This is a genomic window from Mucilaginibacter mallensis (assembly GCF_900105165.1).
Classification (GTDB): domain Bacteria; phylum Bacteroidota; class Bacteroidia; order Sphingobacteriales; family Sphingobacteriaceae; genus Mucilaginibacter; species Mucilaginibacter mallensis.
The window spans coordinates 3,942,463-3,959,056 of sequence record NZ_LT629740.1 but is presented as its reverse complement, the minus strand read 5'-3'; the positions used below and the strand labels follow the sequence as shown (position 1 = coordinate 3,959,056).

Sequence of the window (16,594 nt, the reverse complement as noted above, 5' to 3'; positions counted from 1 at the left end):
GTCAGATTGCGTTCTTTTGGGATCTTGACCTAGGGCTTTAGACTCACGATTAGTGATATTTTATGATTGATGCGACATTAGTATCATTTTTTTGTTCTACGGTCTTTGGCTTAACTGTATTATCAACACTAAATACTTGTTCATAAACTTGTTTGAAAGAATAAACATTATCTTTAATACACTTCGGATAAACTGTTTCTCAATAAGTTTTCTATGCCTCAGATAATTAATTTTTCAGCCACTTGCATCTTACGCCGTTTAACCGCGTGTTTTTATTTAAATCGGCCTTTTTTCGCATTTATACCCCTCTTGTTTGACCCAATAACCACCCTCTGAATTTGTTTAAGGCCTATACTTTAGTGACTGGATAATTACAAATTGATGATTGCGTGTCCATTCGCATAAATCTATAAATCCATTTAGTAACCAATTATTTATTATTAACCTATTTCAAATTATGGAAAATTTTACTTTTCAGTCCCGCTATAATATTGCGGCGATTTTTCTTTTTTTGTCCTTATTGTTTAGTTTGAATTCAATGGCCCAGACGACTGAGGTAAGGGGCAAAATCATCGATAAAAAAACAAATGAAGATCTTATTGGTGTCACCATAAAAATTAAAGGCACTACAGTAGCAACTACTTCAGATATGGCTGGAGGGTTCAAAATTAAAGCGGCCAAAGGCGATGTACTGCAAATAAGTTATATTGGTTACGATCCGCAGGAAATCATTGCCGATCCTACTAAGGAAGTAACTGTTGTATTGTCACCCAAAAGCAGTAACCTCGATGAGGTGGTGGTAGTTGGCTATGGAACACAAAAGAAAGCCACGGTAACCGGTGCCATAGAAACAGTAGGCAGCCAGGCATTTGCAAGCAGGGCAGTAACAGATCCATTGCTGGCTTTGCAGGGTGAAACCCCAGGTTTGTTGGTGACCAGAACCTCATCCCGCCCGGGTAACGAGGGAATTAGCTTACAAATCCGCGGTGCAACTTCGGTAAACGGCGGTTCTCCACTAATTGTAATAGATGGTGTGCCCGCTTCAACAAGCAATGCGTTAACTACGATGAACCCGGATGATATCGAATCAGTGACCGTATTAAAGGATGCGACAGCTGCGATCTACGGTGCGCGATCTGCCAACGGTGTGATACTGGTGACTACCAAAAGAGGTAAAGGCAAAATCCATTTGGATTATACGGCCAATGTACGTATGAATACCATTGGTATCAGAACACCGGTGCCCAGTGAACAGCAATATGCCACATTTTGGATAGACGCTAATCAGCAGGAGACCGTACCTGATTATTGGGGCTGGGGAACACTGGCTAATCTCGAAAAAATGCAACAAGGTGTACAGGGTATTTATTCAACTGTATACTGGGGCGACATTTTTATCGGCCAGGCAAACAGAATTGACGAGTTATTTGCAACACGTCCCTCCAATCAGCAAACGATGAGTATTTCAGGTTCGGATGAAAAGACAAACTATCGCCTGTCATTGGGTTATGCCAATAACCAGGGAAACCTGGCAACGGCTTATGACGGACAAAAACAATATAATTTAAGGTTAAACTATGATTACAAGGTAACAGACTGGTTTAAAGTACAATCCAGCGTCACTTACCAAAAAGATCAAACATCTGGCCCTTCCAGCGGTTTGGGGTTTGACCTGGCTGCGGAAGATCCACCATTTTTTCCTGCGAAAAATCCATATGGTGAATGGTATGCAAATTTTGGCAATGCGGGGAACCGCAACTCGGTAGCCAGTACCACAGATGGCGGCAGGAATATCAGCGGCAACGAATTGATACGTGCAGATTTGAAAGCCGACCTGGAATTGACCAAAGATCTTGAATTAGAAGGCTCCGCATCCATTCAATCCAACCAATACTCAAACACTACTTATAATCTTACTGTCCCACAGTATGAATGGGACGGAACCTTAGCGCCCTCAGCACTGAATCCGCAATCCAATATCAGTGAAGCATCGAATAATAATTTTTATCAGAACTATAGCGTGTTACTGCGCTATAATAAGTCGTTTGGCGATCATCATATTACTGCAGTGGGAGGCATGACTGCTGAAAAGAATGAATACAAAGGATTAAGTGCCAACCGTACCGGAATAACAAGTGACGGTGTATATGATCTTAATGCAGCACCTACAACGCTTGAAACCAATGCTGGTGGTGCTAATGATTGGGGATTTTTATCATACCTGGCAAGGTTAAATTATTCTTATAAGGATAAATATCTGGTGGAATTACAGGGTAGGCGCGACGGATCATCATATTTCGCACCCGGCTACCAGTATTCTAACTTTGGGGCAGCCTCAGTAGGATGGGTAGCAACAAACGAAGACTTCTTTAAAAACCTTGATCTAACCTGGCTAAACAACCTGAAACTGCGCGGCAGTTATGGTGTAACCGGTAACAATTCTGGAATTCCATTATACGGTTTTCTTTCTACCATTAACCAGGGCTCGCAAATTTTTGGCAGTGTAGCAGCCAATCAGCCAACGGCCTATTTAAGCGGTATAACTACCAATGATCGTACCTGGGAGCGCGTAAAACAGGAAAATATTGGTATCGACCTCGGGTTTCTTAATAATCGACTTACTTCCTCTTTTGACTATTACAAAAAGCAAAATAACGGGATGCTGATCAATGTTAATTATCCTTCTGTATTGGGTGGTACAGCCCCTTTCACCAACAGCGGCATTTTGCATACGCAAGGTTGGGAATTCCAGGTGGCCTGGAAAGACAAGGTTGGCGAAGTCAATTATAATATAGGATTTAATGTGGGTAACAGCACCAATAAATTAATAAAACTATACGGGCAAAGCACAATCGCTGCGGGGGAAAACGGTGCTATAGAGGGTTATCCGCTTAATTCCTGGTTTATGTATAAAACAGATGGTTACTTCCAAAATCAGGCCCAGGTAAATGCCTATTATGCACTGTATGGTGGTAAAGGAGAAATACCTTCTCAAACCGATCCTACTGTAGCATTACGGCCGGGCGATACCAGGAAGGTGGATCTGGATGGTAATGGCATTATCAGTGCCGTTGGCAGTAACGGGAGTTCAGGTGATTTAAAATATATGGGCGATGCCGCCCCGCATTACCAGTTCGGTTTAAATCTTGGTGCTTCATGGAAAAACTTCGATATCAGCTCATTTTTCCAGGGGGTAGGTTTACAGCATCTTGAACGTACAGGGACTTTGGAATACCCGTTTTACGCAGTCTACCTCAATTCCGACATTTCTTATCTGGGAAAAACCTGGACACCGCAAAATCCGAACGCTGAGTTTCCGCGATTAACCGTTTACGGTGCGCGTGCGCAGTGGGATTATTTGCATAATGACTTTATGTTGCAAAATAACCGGTATATCAGGCTTAAATCTTTAATTATAGGCTATACACTTCCTAAAGAGTGGTTTTCTAAATTAAATATTGCTAAGGTGAGGGTATATTTTTCGGGGGCCGATCTGTTTGAATTTAGCTCAATTAAAGATGGTTTCGATCCGGAGCAGGGCGCGACCTCACAGAACGATGGCTATCCGTTCATGAGAACATGGTCATTTGGCGTGAACGTGACTTTCTAACTTATTTATTATTGATCAGTTAACGATAACCGATATGAAAAAATTATTAATATTTCTGGCAATTGGCACTGTTGTTTTTACGGCGCCTTCATGCAAAAAAACTTATCTCGACCTGGTTCCTGAAGATGTACTTACCCAGGCCGCATATTTTAAAAATCCAGCTCAATTTAAAGCCGCTGCAAGTGACTTTTATAATAAAATGATCAGCTGGCAGTCACTTAATGGCAGCAATATTTTTGATTTTATGGACAATGGATCTGACCTTTCTGCAAACGTAACTGTAAACACAGAAGGTGGGTACGCAGGCTACGGACGTGGAACCGTGAACCCGAAAAGTACGGATCAGTATTGGGATAATTCCTATGCTTATATCAGAGAAAATAATGTATTACTACAACAGGCAGCTGCTTATACAGGCAGTGCATCAGACATTGCACAATATGTAGCCGAAGCAAAATTCTTCCGTGCATGGCATCATTTTTTCTTACTTAAACGTTTTGGGGGTGTTCCGATTGTAACAAGCGTTCTGGATCTTACTTCGCCCCAGTTGCAGGCACCTAGAAACAGCCGCTATGAAGTGATAACACAAATTCTGTCTGATTTGAATGATGCCATTGCTGGTCTTCCTACCGAACAGGCCATTCCCTCAGCCGACAAAGGCCGTGTAAGTAAATGGGCAGCAGAAGCATTCAAGGCCCGCGTTGAGCTTTATGAAGCAACCTGGCGTAAATACACCGGGACAACAACCGATTTTGCAGGATCAGGTGGCCCACCATCAAACCAGGTTTCACAATTTTTAACTGATGCTGCCGCTATGGCAAAAGATGTGATGACCAACGGCGGTTATGCTTTATGGAATTACAACACTCAACTTAACGATCGGAGTTCTTACTACCTGTTTAGCATCGACGGATCGGGTTCAAATCCGCTCGGACTAGATAAAACATCAAACAACGAATTTATTTTAAAAAGTATGTATGACTTTGTCCTGCATCAGGGTGGCATAAACCTTACCCATACGGTTACCGGCTACATGACGCCAAACCGTAAAATGATGGATATGTATTTATGTTCCGATGGTTTGCCTGTTGATAAATCTCCTTTATTCCAGGGTTATCATACAGCAGCTTCTGAATATCAGAACAGAGATTACCGCTTATACGGGTATGTGCTTGGCTATGGCAATGCGCCAACCGCCGGTTCCGTTCCTCTTACAACAGGCACCTCGGGCTATGGAAATGAAAAATTCGCCGCCTATAACTATCCTACTTACCGCAATGATGACCAGGAATCACAGGATTACCCGCAAATACGCCTTGCGGAAGTTTATCTTATTTATGCAGAGGCAACATTTGAATTAAATGGTAGCATCAGCGATGCTGATCTCAACCTCTCTATTAACTTGTTAAGAGCAAGGGCTGGGGTAGCACCACTTACGAATGCTTTGGCATCGACTTATAGCTTAGACATGCTCACTGAAATCAGGAGGGAAAGAACTATTGAAATGTGGGGCGAAAACTACCGTTTTGATGACCTGAAACGCTGGGGAATTGCAGAAGCATCCTTAAATGCACCTTTGTGCGGCCAGGTATTAGGCGATGCGGCTTACACAACAGATTATATCAATGCCAGCGGAAACCCGACCAGTTTGTACACGCCTAGCTTGTATGTTTATGGTGCAACAACGGTTGCTACCGGAAATGGTAACCTGCCGGCCATAACCATTGATGCCGCCGCAAACAGGAATTTCAAACGGATGCACTATTTGTTTCCTCTTCCATTAAAGCAAATTCAGTTGAATTCACACCTCGTGCAAAACAATGGTTATTAATAGTAAAACATATAACAACCTTATCAATAGGTGTTTAAGTTGAAAATTAAATATTAAAATATTTATATCATGAAATCGTATTTAAAAAAAATAAGCTATTTCCTGGCAATGTTTTGTATCATAGCCAGTTATGTTAGCTGCAACAAACCGGCCAATATAACGGTTTACTCTTATCCCGCGCCGCTGCCTTCAGGCATGACGCCCACATCAGGTTACCCTTTAACCAATGTTACTATCACCGGCAAAAGCTTTGGTACCTATCCAAATGCGGTGACCGTTTCTTTTGGTGGCATAAAGGCCGATACCATAAGATCATGTACGGATAACCAGATTGTGGTTCAGGTACCTGCCAATGCGGTCAGCGGTCGGGTAACCTTAAAGGTTTGGACACATACTGTGGATTCCATTGGTCATTTTACGGTTCTTACTCCGCCTGTCGTTAAGTCTGTTAGCTCGAATGCTGGCGCTCCGGGCGATGTTATTACCCTTAAAGGAACAGGTTTTGGTAGTGTTGTAGCAAACCTTGCGTTAAGTTTTAACGGCACTCCCGGCACTGTAAATACGGTGCTGAATGATACATTAATTACAGCAACAGTGCCTAATAATTTCACATCGGGTAAACTTATCCTATCCGTAGGGGGGTACCCTGTACAGGCCGGAACCTTCACCTATCTTACTTATGTGGCGGCGCCTGTTTACCAGTTAGATTTTGAAGGTAACCTAAATGCTACTATTGGTGGGTCGGCGGCAACCTATATCCAGGGTAAAGGTTCTCCGTACACTTTTATTAAAGGCATTGACGGCCAGGCTATTTCACTTGCAGGCTATCTGGTTGCAGATGGGGGTACTCACCAGGCTATAGTATTGCCGACAAATGCTGGCCAATATAATGAGCTTTCCGTTTCTTGTTGGGTGTATCACCCAGGGAATTTATCGTCCACTTACTTTGAACCGATTTTTGATTTCGGGACTTCAAATAACGCACTGAAAAATAATCAAATAGCTCTTTTGGCTGCTGCCGCCAGTTGGTGGAATTCAGCCGGTGAAAATGCTGTGGCGCGCTATATTTATGACATTAACGGGACCTATCAGGAGACAAATTCGATAACCTCCCAATCAATACCACAAACAGGATGGCACCACATGGTATTGACAGCGTCAAAAACGAACCATCAGATGATTACGTATATGGACGGTGCAGTAATAGGCACGATAGCCTTACCCGCTAATTATGATTTAACATTGGCTACCATGGACCATACATTTATTGGCTCCCATTCCGATTATTCCAATAATTGGGATTATGCAGGCGGTGTAGATAAATTTCAGATATACAATTATGTATTAAGTGCCAACCAAGTTTATACCCTCTACTATAAGAAATAATGAAAAAGTAATTTAAAGCGGGTTCGTTTTGACCCGCTTTAATTATTTGATATAAATATTAATTAATAACCAAAGCATTTATACCATGAAAAGATTATATTTTTATATTCCCTTGTTGGCTTTTAGCTGCTTGTCATTTGTCTCGTGTTCCAAGAAAATCGGAGCTTCACCGGCAGGTGATACAACGACAAAAAAAACTACAAGTTCGATTAAATACATCGATACACTTGCCGATAATGTCCCCATGAAGCATAATGGCATCCTGGCTACAACTACGGATTTTACACGCATTAAAGCGATGGTTGCAGCAGGTACTGAGCCCTGGGCCTCCGCATGGGCCAAGTTAATTGCCAATTCACATGCACAGTCATCATATAATCCAAACCCTACAACGCTACTGATAAGGGGCGGCAGCTCTCCTGAGCAGCCTTTACCCGATAATTATCCGAATGCTATGAATGATGTGGCGGCAGCTTATCAACTGGCTATCAGGTGGCAGGTAACCGGCGATACACAGTTTGCGGACAGAGTTATTTATATACTTAATTCATGGGCTTCCACCTGTACAGCGGTAAGTGGTGATCCCAATATAGATCTGACAGCAATTTATGGGTTTCAGTTTGCTGTTGCCGGTGAAATGATGAGAAGCTATACGGGGTGGAAAGCGGCTGATTTCATAGCTTACCAGCAGTGGATGCTCAAAGTGTTTTATTCCGAAGAGAATAACTATTTGCTACATCATCAAAATAGCTGCTGGCAGCTGTTTTGGTCAAGTTGGGACCTGTGCAACCTACAATCCATTATGGCGATTGGTATTTTGACCGATAAGCGGGTTATATATAATCAAGCTGTCAATTTTCTGCAGCATGCCGAAAGCAACGGGAACCTGGTGTATGCCATTAATAATGTATATACAGGCGCCAATGCGGGCTTAGCGCAAATGGAAGAAAGCGGACGTGACCAGGGGCACTGTACACTTGATATTGCCTTATTAGGAGCAATATTCCAGGTGGCCTGGAACCAGGGTGACGATTTCTTTTCATTTGATGATAACCTGTACCTTAAAGCCTGTGAATACGAAGCAAAATATAATGTAGCAAACCTGGATGTGCCTTTTACCAATTACAACTACTATAATTGCCAAACTACAGTAACACAAACTGTTGTAAGTTCCGATTCCAGGGGAACTGTTAGGCCGATGTGGGAAATAGCCTACAATCATTATGTAAAGATTAAAGGCTTAACAGCCACCTACACGCAGTTGGGCGTTAATACCACACGGCCCGAAGGCGGTGGTGGTGATTATGGCCCTAATAGCGGGGGATTTGATCAGTTGGGTGAAGGTACCTTGTTATACGCACTGCCATAGAGATTGCTTCACATCATGAGGGGGTGAAGTGAAATATAAAACAGCATCCCCGGGTTAATATGGGGAGCTGTTTTTAAATAAAAGGTATCATGCGGACATTTTTTGCGCTTTGGGTAGTAATAGGCCTGATAGTAGTTTGGTGTGCCACAAAGCTCATGCCCGGTGATGGGAACGATGATTAAAATGCTCGTAACCTATAAAAGCATTTAATTTAACCTGAAAATTTGGTTATATTTATGTTATAATCAATTGTCAGAACTGTTAATTAAAAATTAAGTTTAATAGCCAATCATCGGCTATTAAACTTATTGCCAATTTTTCGTGCTCAATGAAACTTTATAAACTATTGATACTTCTTTTTCTAGGTATTTGCGGGCCTGCACAAGGTCAGCAAATATCATTTTTGGGGATCGATCAGGGTTTGTCAAATAACTCTGTCAGATGCATCTACCAGGATCATGAAGGATTTATGTGGTTTGGTTCTTATGATGGCCTTAACCGGTATGATGGCTATGGCTTTAAAATATTTCGCAATAAATTCGCTGATTCCAGCTCATTGATTAATAATTATATCTTTTCTATCGATGAAGATCATGCCTATAATATGTGGATCGGGACCCATGGCGGCGCATGCGTTTATAATAACCTGTCCGGTAAGTTCTCAGCTGTCAGTTATCGCTCCAGAACAGATGGGCAGGTCAGGAAAATAACAGTCGGTGTCCGGGTTATAAAATCAGGGCTTAGCGGGGATATGCTCCTGGGAACTTTGGGAATGGGAATGCTGGTTAAAAGTGAGGACAGCCAATTTCCTGTCGAAATCCCGGTAGTCATCGGTAATAAACAATTTTGGGGTTATGATGTCCAGTCGATCAAAATAAACAGCAGGGGGGAAACATGGGTATTCGTTCCCCAAGTTGGTCTGTGCAAGCTTAGTGCCGACCAACATCGGTTAACGGTCATCAGCCAGGCGGTACGTAGCGCTTTTTGCATCGAGCCCCAGGACGACAATATATGGATAGGCACCGGAGATGGGTTGTTTTTGTTCAATGGCCAATCAAATACTGTTGTCAAAATCCTCGACCAGGCACCCGGCAAGCTTACTTTTAATAAGGTTTCTGACATGAAACTGGACCAAAAAGGGCAGCTATGGATGGCCATTAACGGGGGAGGGGTCAATATTTATAATACGCTAACACACAGGGTAAGTTACCAGAATACGGATAAAGCTGAAAATCCTGTTTCAAGTGACGCCGTTTATACCATATATCAGGATAAAGACAGCCGGTTTTGGATCGGTATCCTTAATGGGGGCGTTAACATTATAGATCCGCAAAAAGAACGGTTTAAAACCCTGACACATGACCCGGGAAATCCTAACTCACTGCCCAAGAAATCTGCATATGGCATGTATGAAGATGATAACAATGACTTGTGGATAGGAACGGAGGGAGCGGGTATTGCGGTTTGGAATCCACAGAAAAATGTTTTCAATCAATTTAAAAATCAGCCCGGCAAGCCCAGGTCGCTCAGCGACAATTTTGTAACAAATATTATTAAGGACGATGACAATAATATCTGGGTAAGTACATTTTTTAACGGCATCAACAGGTATGACCGTACCTCGCATGCTTTTGAACGCTATAAATGCATAAATCCCATTAGCGGCATCGAAAATAAGGTAATTTCTACCATTTGTTTGGCTGATAAAACGCTTTGGGTCGGAACGTTAAAAGGGGATGGAACTAATGGTGCTCTTTATCGGTTTGATAAGGCAAATAACCGATTTATCGCCTTTGATACCAATCTTTCTGACTTATGGAGCTTAATGGCCGACCAGCAGAACAGACTTTGGGCAGGGATGCTGACGCAACTGGTACAGATAGACAAACAAAACCGGAAGAATCATTTTTACGAGCTGGGCTATTATATACGAAGTATTTACGAAGACCGTCAGCATAACTTCTGGGTTGGTACCGAAGGTGGCGGACTGGTTCTTTTCGATCGTGTAAAGTCCAGGATTCTGGCGCGTTATACTACAGAGAATGGTTTATGCAATAATTCTGTATTAAATATACTGGAAGATAAGGAGGGTAACCTTTGGTTGAGCACCTTTAACGGATTGGCTAAGTTTAATCCTCAAACCAAAGTTTTTAAAAATTACTATAAAAGTGATGGCTTACAAAGTAATCAGTTTCATTATAACTCGAAGGCTGTTTTACATACCGGTGAACTGGTATTCGGAGGAGTAGAGGGCGTTAATGTTTTTCAACCCGAAGGTGTGAATGATATCAGTGATCATCCCGAATTGGTCTTATCCGGAATAGCTATTAATAATGTTCCGCTTGAAAAAAATGCATCATGGGTTAAGAAGATTTCTGAAAACAGAATAAAAGAGATAGAAGTTCCCTATAATAAGGCCATCTTTTCTATTCAATTTACCGCGCTGGAGTACACAGCTCCTGACAAAATTAAATATGCCTATTTTATGGATGGCTGGGACCGTGGATGGACCTATTCAGAAAACATACGTTTTGCGAATTACACCCACCTGGATGAAGGTACCTACACTTTCAGGGTAAAATGTACCAATGCAGAGGGAAAATGGATGCCGAAAGAAATATCCCTGCAAATACATGTGCTTCCACCATGGTACAGAACCTGGTGGGCCTATCTTTTATACCTGCTAATTATCGCGGCAGCTATATATGGTTATATATTCTATCATAAAAAACAATCGCAACTAGAATACGAAGTAAAGTTTGTAAAGGAATTGAACGAAAAGAAAATAGCTTTTTTTACCAATATTTCGCATGAATTGAGAACGCCCCTCACACTGATCGTTAACCCGATAAAAGACTTGCTGCACAGCAATGGTGTAAATCTGGATTTGGTTGATATCAGTGCGGTTTATCGTAATTCACGGCGGCTGCTCAGTTTGGTCGATCAGTTGTTGCTTTTCAGAAGCTCTGAAAATGAAATATCAGATCTGAAGCCAGGATGGTTAAATTTAAAGGACGTATGCTACGAGATTTTTTTATGTTTTAATAACCAGGTAAAAGCTAAGAATCTGGACTATACTTTTACTTGTAGCGACAATGAAACCTTAATATTTGCCGATCGGGAAAAATTCGAAATAGTGCTGTTTAATTTACTTTCTAACGCGATAAAGTATACACCAAATGACGGGAAAATCAGCCTTGAAGTAAATGAGAATGATCAGACGATAGAGATCCTGGTAAAAGATACAGGGCATGGTATTCCGGTAGAAACCGGCGACAAATTATTTGAAAAATTCTACCGTTTTCATAATGCTGATGAAATTATGCAGGAAAGCGGATTTGGAATAGGCTTGTTTCTGGCAAAGAAATATATGGACCTGCACAAAGGCAGTTTGACCTATACCAGCCAGATAGGTGCAGGTACAACCTTTAAGATCGTATTTCCGAAGGCAGATCAGCAACTACTGCCCGATGAGTATGTACATCATTCAATTGCTAATACCAACTCCCTGCTTAAAGAGCTTATTACCGAGGGCGATGAAACGCATGATAGTCTAAAATCAAATAATGATCATGTTGACGAGCTATTGGAAGGAATTGTGAACAAGCGCCCCGTTATATTATTAATTGATGACGATGCCGGGGTACGGGCTTACCTTAAAAATTTATTGAAAGACGACTATACCGTTTACGAAGCGCCCAATACAGAAAAGGGATTTGAAATTGTGCTTGAAAATGAGCCGGATATTATTGTTTGCGATGTTGTTATGAAGGGCATGAGTGGGGTGGAATTCTGCTCAAAAATAAAGGAGTCTCCGTCATTCAGCCATATTCCGGTCATCCTGCTGACCGGCAGTTCATCACCGGAAATTAAATTAAAAGGCATAGAATGCGGTGCGGATGATTATATAACCAAGCCTTTTGAGAATGAATTGCTGGTTGCCCGGATCAAAAGCATGTTAAAGGGAAGGGATACGCTGAAGAATTATTTCTTCAATGAGATCACGCTAAAGAACAACAGCTTAAAGATCCCTGCGGAGTACAGCGATTTTCTGTCAAAATGTATTTCGATTGTGGAAGATCACCTGGACGACGAGACATTTTCCCTGAAAACTTTTACTGACGAAATTGGGATGAGCCGGTCAAAGCTATTTAGGAAAATTAAATCGATTTCGGGCCTGTCCAGCACGGAATTCATCAGGTATATCAGGTTGAGAAAGGCGGCTGAACTGATGATACAAACGGATCTTCAGATTAAAGAGATATCATTTAGAATAGGGTTCCAGGATATTAAATATTTCAGGGAACAATTCCACAAATTGTTTGAAATGAACCCATCCGAATTTATAAAGAAATACCGGAAGACATTTATTAACAGCCACAACTTAAACTCGGGAATATCCCACCAAAAAAGCAGGGTTTAATAGCTGCTTATCTGGTTAATAGCTGTATATTTTTTAAAGTTTTTGCTATCGCGAAAAAGAAAAAACGAAAATAAATGCGCTGTATCATGAATAATACCCAAGTACAGTTTTACCCCCTTTTTAGACCCATTTACCACCCTTTATTTTTCCGCGTCGCATTTACCTTAGCACTTTATAACCAATTAAATTACGTAATAAAAATTTGCAGCCATAAGTTAATATTTAGCTGACAGAACAGCTCTTCATCTATGTACAAACGACTCTTTTTTTATCTTTTTTATCCCCTGGCTTTCTTACTATCCGTTCCTGATGCCAGGGCACAGCAGTCAAACTGGCAATGGTCTGTGCCGGTTAGCCATACACAATATGTGCAGGTGCCATCACGGGCTTATTTATGGATCCCCGTTGACTGTAAAAAAATCAAAGCGGTCATATTCGCGCAAAATAACATGGAGGAGCAATCGGTGCTGGAAAACACCATTTTCAGAAAAGCCATGGCCCGGCTCGGCGTTGCCGAAGTATGGGTGAGCCCGGCATATGACCTGATGTTTAATTTTGATAAAGGTGCAGGTGATGTATTTAACGGAATTATGAATGATCTGGCAGATGTCTCGGGATATACAGAACTTCGCTACGTGCCTTTTATTGGTATGGGGCATTCTGCTGCTGCCAGTTCGCCTTATTATATGGCGGCCTGGAACCCCGAAAGAGCATTGGCAGCTATCTCTGTTAGCGGACAATGGCCCTATTTCCGGCACCCCTCATTTGCCCCCGATATATGGGGTAAACAAACTATTGATTTTATTCCCTGCCTGGAAACCATGGGCGAATACGAGGCAGCTAATACCTGGTCGGCTGAGGGCTTGCTGGAAAGGCAGCAGCACCCTTTAATGCCGTTAAGTATGCTGGCCAGCCCTGCACAAGGGCATTTTGCCGCTACCGATGAAAAATGCGCCTATATCGCCCTGTATATAAAAAAGGCAATGCAGTACCGGATCCCCGCGCATACGCCAGATGATGCAGCCCCGAAACTTATTCCGGTTGATCCAACGAAGAACGGTTGGCTGGTTGATAAATGGCGATATGATCAAAAGCCGGAAGCCCCCGCAGGGCCGGTCAGCCAATATTCGGGAAATCCGCAACAGGCATTTTGGTTCTTTGATGAGGAAATGGCTAAGGCAACAGTTAAATATGAGGCTATCCACCGGTTCCAGAAGCCACAATTGATCGGCTATGTTCAGGACGGTAAAATGGTTGCCCAATATAATACGCACCAGCAGGTTAACCTGAAGTTCGAACCGGAAGCCGATGGTATAACCTTTAAATTGCATGCCGCTTTTTACGATACCGTTGGCAGCGGAAGCCCGAGGTTGGCGATGTGGGTAAATATGCCGGTCGGCAGTACTATCGGGCATGCCAGCGGCGGTGGTCCGATTATTATTGACCGGATAACCGGTCCTGTTATTAAAGTGGATGATTCCACATTCCAGCTGAGCCCGCAGCAGGGTTTCTGGCAGGATTCGCACAGCTACGAGCTCTGGTTTGCTGCAACACATCCGGGCGATGAACACTACAAACCGGCTGTTCAGCAGGCGCAGATGCTGGTGCCGCCGCGCAATAAAGATGGCAGAGAACAGCATATTACCTTTTTACCGGTTGCGGATCAAAAGCCGGGCGCAAAAAACGTCAGGTTACAAGCGGTTTCTGATGCGAAAGTGCCGGTATCCTTTTATGTACAGGATGGCCCAGTGGTAATACATGGTAACACCCTCGACCTGACGGCCATACCACCCAAAAGCAAATTCCCGATAAAGGTTACGGTGGTAGCCTGGCAATATGGTAACAGCAATGAGCCCAAACTGCAAACTGCTGAGCCGGTTGAGCGGGTGTTCTGGATTAATAAATAGTTCTGCGCAATAACAGTATTCTATCACTATGAAATGTATCCATAAAGTATTAACGATTATTTGCTGCCTGTTTTTAGTGGGCAGTCTTTCCCGTGCAATTGCGCAAGGTTTTACGCACCCCGGCTTGTTACAAAATACAGAAGATATTGAAAGAATAAAACGAGCGGTAGCAGATAAGCAAGAGCCGATATACAGCGGCTATCTGGTGTTCGCGGCAGACGCGCAATCGCAATATACCTATCAAATGCAGGGGCCAATGACCATGGTTGGCCGTAACCCTACCGTAGGCCAAAATATATACGATACGGATGCCGCTGCAGCCTATCAGAATGCCATAATGTGGGTCATCACCGGAAAAAAAGAATATGCCGCCAAGGCAGAGGAGATCATCAATGCATGGTCATCCACCCTGAAATCTATAACCGGGCGTGATGCTGTATTGATGACCGGCCTTGGTCCGTTTAAAATGATCAATGCAGCCGAAATATTGCGCTATACCGATGCAGGGTGGTCAGCCGCCGATATTGAAAAGACAGAAAAGCACTTTAGAGAAGTGATTTACCCGGTGATAAAAAATTACGCACTGTTTGCCAATGGTAATTGGGACAGCGCTGCCATTAAAACCGATATGGCCATAGGCGTATTTTGTAACGACAGGGCGATTTTTGAAGACGCGCTGCGTTACTATGTAAACGGAGCAGGCAATGGCCGGCTTTCAAATTATATTATAAATGAGGCAGGCCAATGCCAGGAAAGCGGGCGTGATCAGCAGCATACCCAGCTGGGTATCGCCCACCTGGCTGATTGTGCCGAGATCGCATGGCATCAGGGTTTAAATCTTTATGCTTATGATGATAATCTTTTATTGAAGGGATTTGAATATACTGCAAAATATAACCTGGGACTAGACGTGCCTTATACTCCTGTCATTGATAAAAGCGGCAAATACCTGCATAAGCAGATATCCTTAGAAGGCCGTGGACGGTTCCGCACCATATATGAGCAGGTTTACAATCACTACGTAAACCGGATGGGGCTGCCGGCGCCGTATACACAGCAGGTTGCCGAGAAAACAAGGCCGGAACAAAAGGGCTCGGGAGGCGATAATGTTGGTTTTGGCACCTTGCTTTATTCGAGGTCAGGATCGTCAAACAAAAAAACTGCTATTATAGCGCCAGCGCCTCCGGCTGGACTGATAGCTAAAACCACACCTGAAAACGGAAATATAATCAGTTGGATTGAACCGGTAAATGTCGCCAGTTATACGGTTAAAAGAAGTGAGTCCCCGCGAGGAGCTTTTAATATACTTGCTTCCGCTATTAAAAAATCCGTTTACAGAGATCACGATGCTATTCGTGGTAAAACTTATTATTACACCGTATCAGCAGTTAATAATGCCGGGCAGAGTAGTGATGCTTATCCTGTCGGGATAACTTCAGCGCTTCCCGCCGGGTGGAATTTAGCAGCATTGGATACTGCTAAGCAGGGATCTGTCGCATTTGATGGCAACGCATTTACCATACAAGGCGAGGGGGCATTAATTGACAGTGTACATGACTCAGGGCAATTCTTATATCGCCCGTTAACCGGGAATGGTACCATTATAGCCCGCTACGTGCCGCAGATCAGTTCACAGCTAACCAGTTTTGGCCTTACCATGCGGCAGGGCCTGAAAGCTGATGCGAAACAGGTTTCTTTGCTGATGAGCCCGGAAGCATCCCGGCAGGTTGAAGCACCACAATGGAATTTGAAATTGATACTCCGTAACACTGCCGGGTCTAAAGTTTTATCAGCTGTGAACGTCCCAATGGAAGATGAGTCTATAGTTACCTTTAGCAGGCTCACCGGCTATTGCTGGCTTAAACTGCAACGGCAGAACGACAAATGCTCAGCCTATTATTCAACCGATGGGATCACCTGGAAAATGATAGGCACAGTAAGCAATTCGTTTGACAGCCAATTATACATTGGTTTTTTTGTAGCCTCCGGCATGCCCGGATTGGCAACGGCGGTTCGACTGGATCAAATATCAGTCAACAATGAGCCATTAAGTAAAAATTAAATGATA

At 42.9% G+C, this 16,594-nt stretch carries 7 protein-coding genes; all 7 read left to right on the top strand.

Features of this window, described 5'->3' with window-relative positions; all coding sequences use genetic code 11:
- Positions 1–538: 538 nt before the first annotated feature.
- Entirely contained in the window at positions 539–3,610 is a 3,072-nt protein-coding gene (locus BLU33_RS15830; protein WP_197684513.1) for a SusC/RagA family TonB-linked outer membrane protein, read from the top strand.
- Positions 3,611–3,644: 34 nt separating this feature from the next.
- Positions 3,645–5,441, top strand: a complete 1,797-nt coding sequence (locus BLU33_RS15825; protein WP_091375019.1) for a RagB/SusD family nutrient uptake outer membrane protein — start codon at positions 3,645–3,647, stop codon at positions 5,439–5,441.
- Positions 5,442–5,510: 69 nt separating this feature from the next.
- Entirely contained in the window at positions 5,511–6,827 is a 1,317-nt protein-coding gene (locus tag BLU33_RS15820) for an IPT/TIG domain-containing protein (RefSeq protein ID WP_091375017.1), read from the top strand.
- 85 nt (positions 6,828–6,912) lie between these two features.
- On the top strand, positions 6,913–8,196 hold the full coding sequence (locus tag BLU33_RS15815; protein ID WP_091375015.1) for an alginate lyase family protein: 1,284 nt from the start codon (positions 6,913–6,915) through the stop codon (positions 8,194–8,196).
- A gap of 328 nt (positions 8,197–8,524) precedes the next feature.
- A complete protein-coding gene (locus BLU33_RS15810; RefSeq protein ID WP_091375012.1) occupies positions 8,525–12,619 on the top strand; it encodes a two-component regulator propeller domain-containing protein in 4,095 nt (1,364 codons plus the stop codon).
- A gap of 248 nt (positions 12,620–12,867) precedes the next feature.
- Complete coding sequence (locus BLU33_RS15805) at positions 12,868–14,526, top strand: hypothetical protein (protein ID WP_091375008.1); 1,659 nt, start codon at positions 12,868–12,870, stop codon at positions 14,524–14,526.
- A 28-nt stretch (positions 14,527–14,554) separates the two neighbouring features.
- A complete protein-coding gene (locus BLU33_RS15800; protein WP_091375005.1) occupies positions 14,555–16,588 on the top strand; it encodes an alginate lyase family protein in 2,034 nt (677 codons plus the stop codon).
- Positions 16,589–16,594: the final 6 nt, after the last annotated feature.

Bases quoted from the DNA above. Each gene is read 5' to 3' on its own strand.
- BLU33_RS15830 (WP_197684513.1), top strand. From the start codon at position 539: ATGGCCCAGACGACTGAGGTAAGGGGCAAAATCATCGATAAAAAAACA.
- BLU33_RS15825 (WP_091375019.1), top strand. From the start codon at position 3,645: ATGAAAAAATTATTAATATTTCTGGCAATTGGCACTGTTGTTTTTACG.
- BLU33_RS15820 (WP_091375017.1), top strand. From the start codon at position 5,511: ATGAAATCGTATTTAAAAAAAATAAGCTATTTCCTGGCAATGTTTTGT.
- BLU33_RS15815 (WP_091375015.1), top strand. From the start codon at position 6,913: ATGAAAAGATTATATTTTTATATTCCCTTGTTGGCTTTTAGCTGCTTG.
- BLU33_RS15810 (WP_091375012.1), top strand. From the start codon at position 8,525: ATGAAACTTTATAAACTATTGATACTTCTTTTTCTAGGTATTTGCGGG.
- BLU33_RS15805 (WP_091375008.1), top strand. From the start codon at position 12,868: ATGTACAAACGACTCTTTTTTTATCTTTTTTATCCCCTGGCTTTCTTA.
- BLU33_RS15800 (WP_091375005.1), top strand. From the start codon at position 14,555: ATGAAATGTATCCATAAAGTATTAACGATTATTTGCTGCCTGTTTTTA.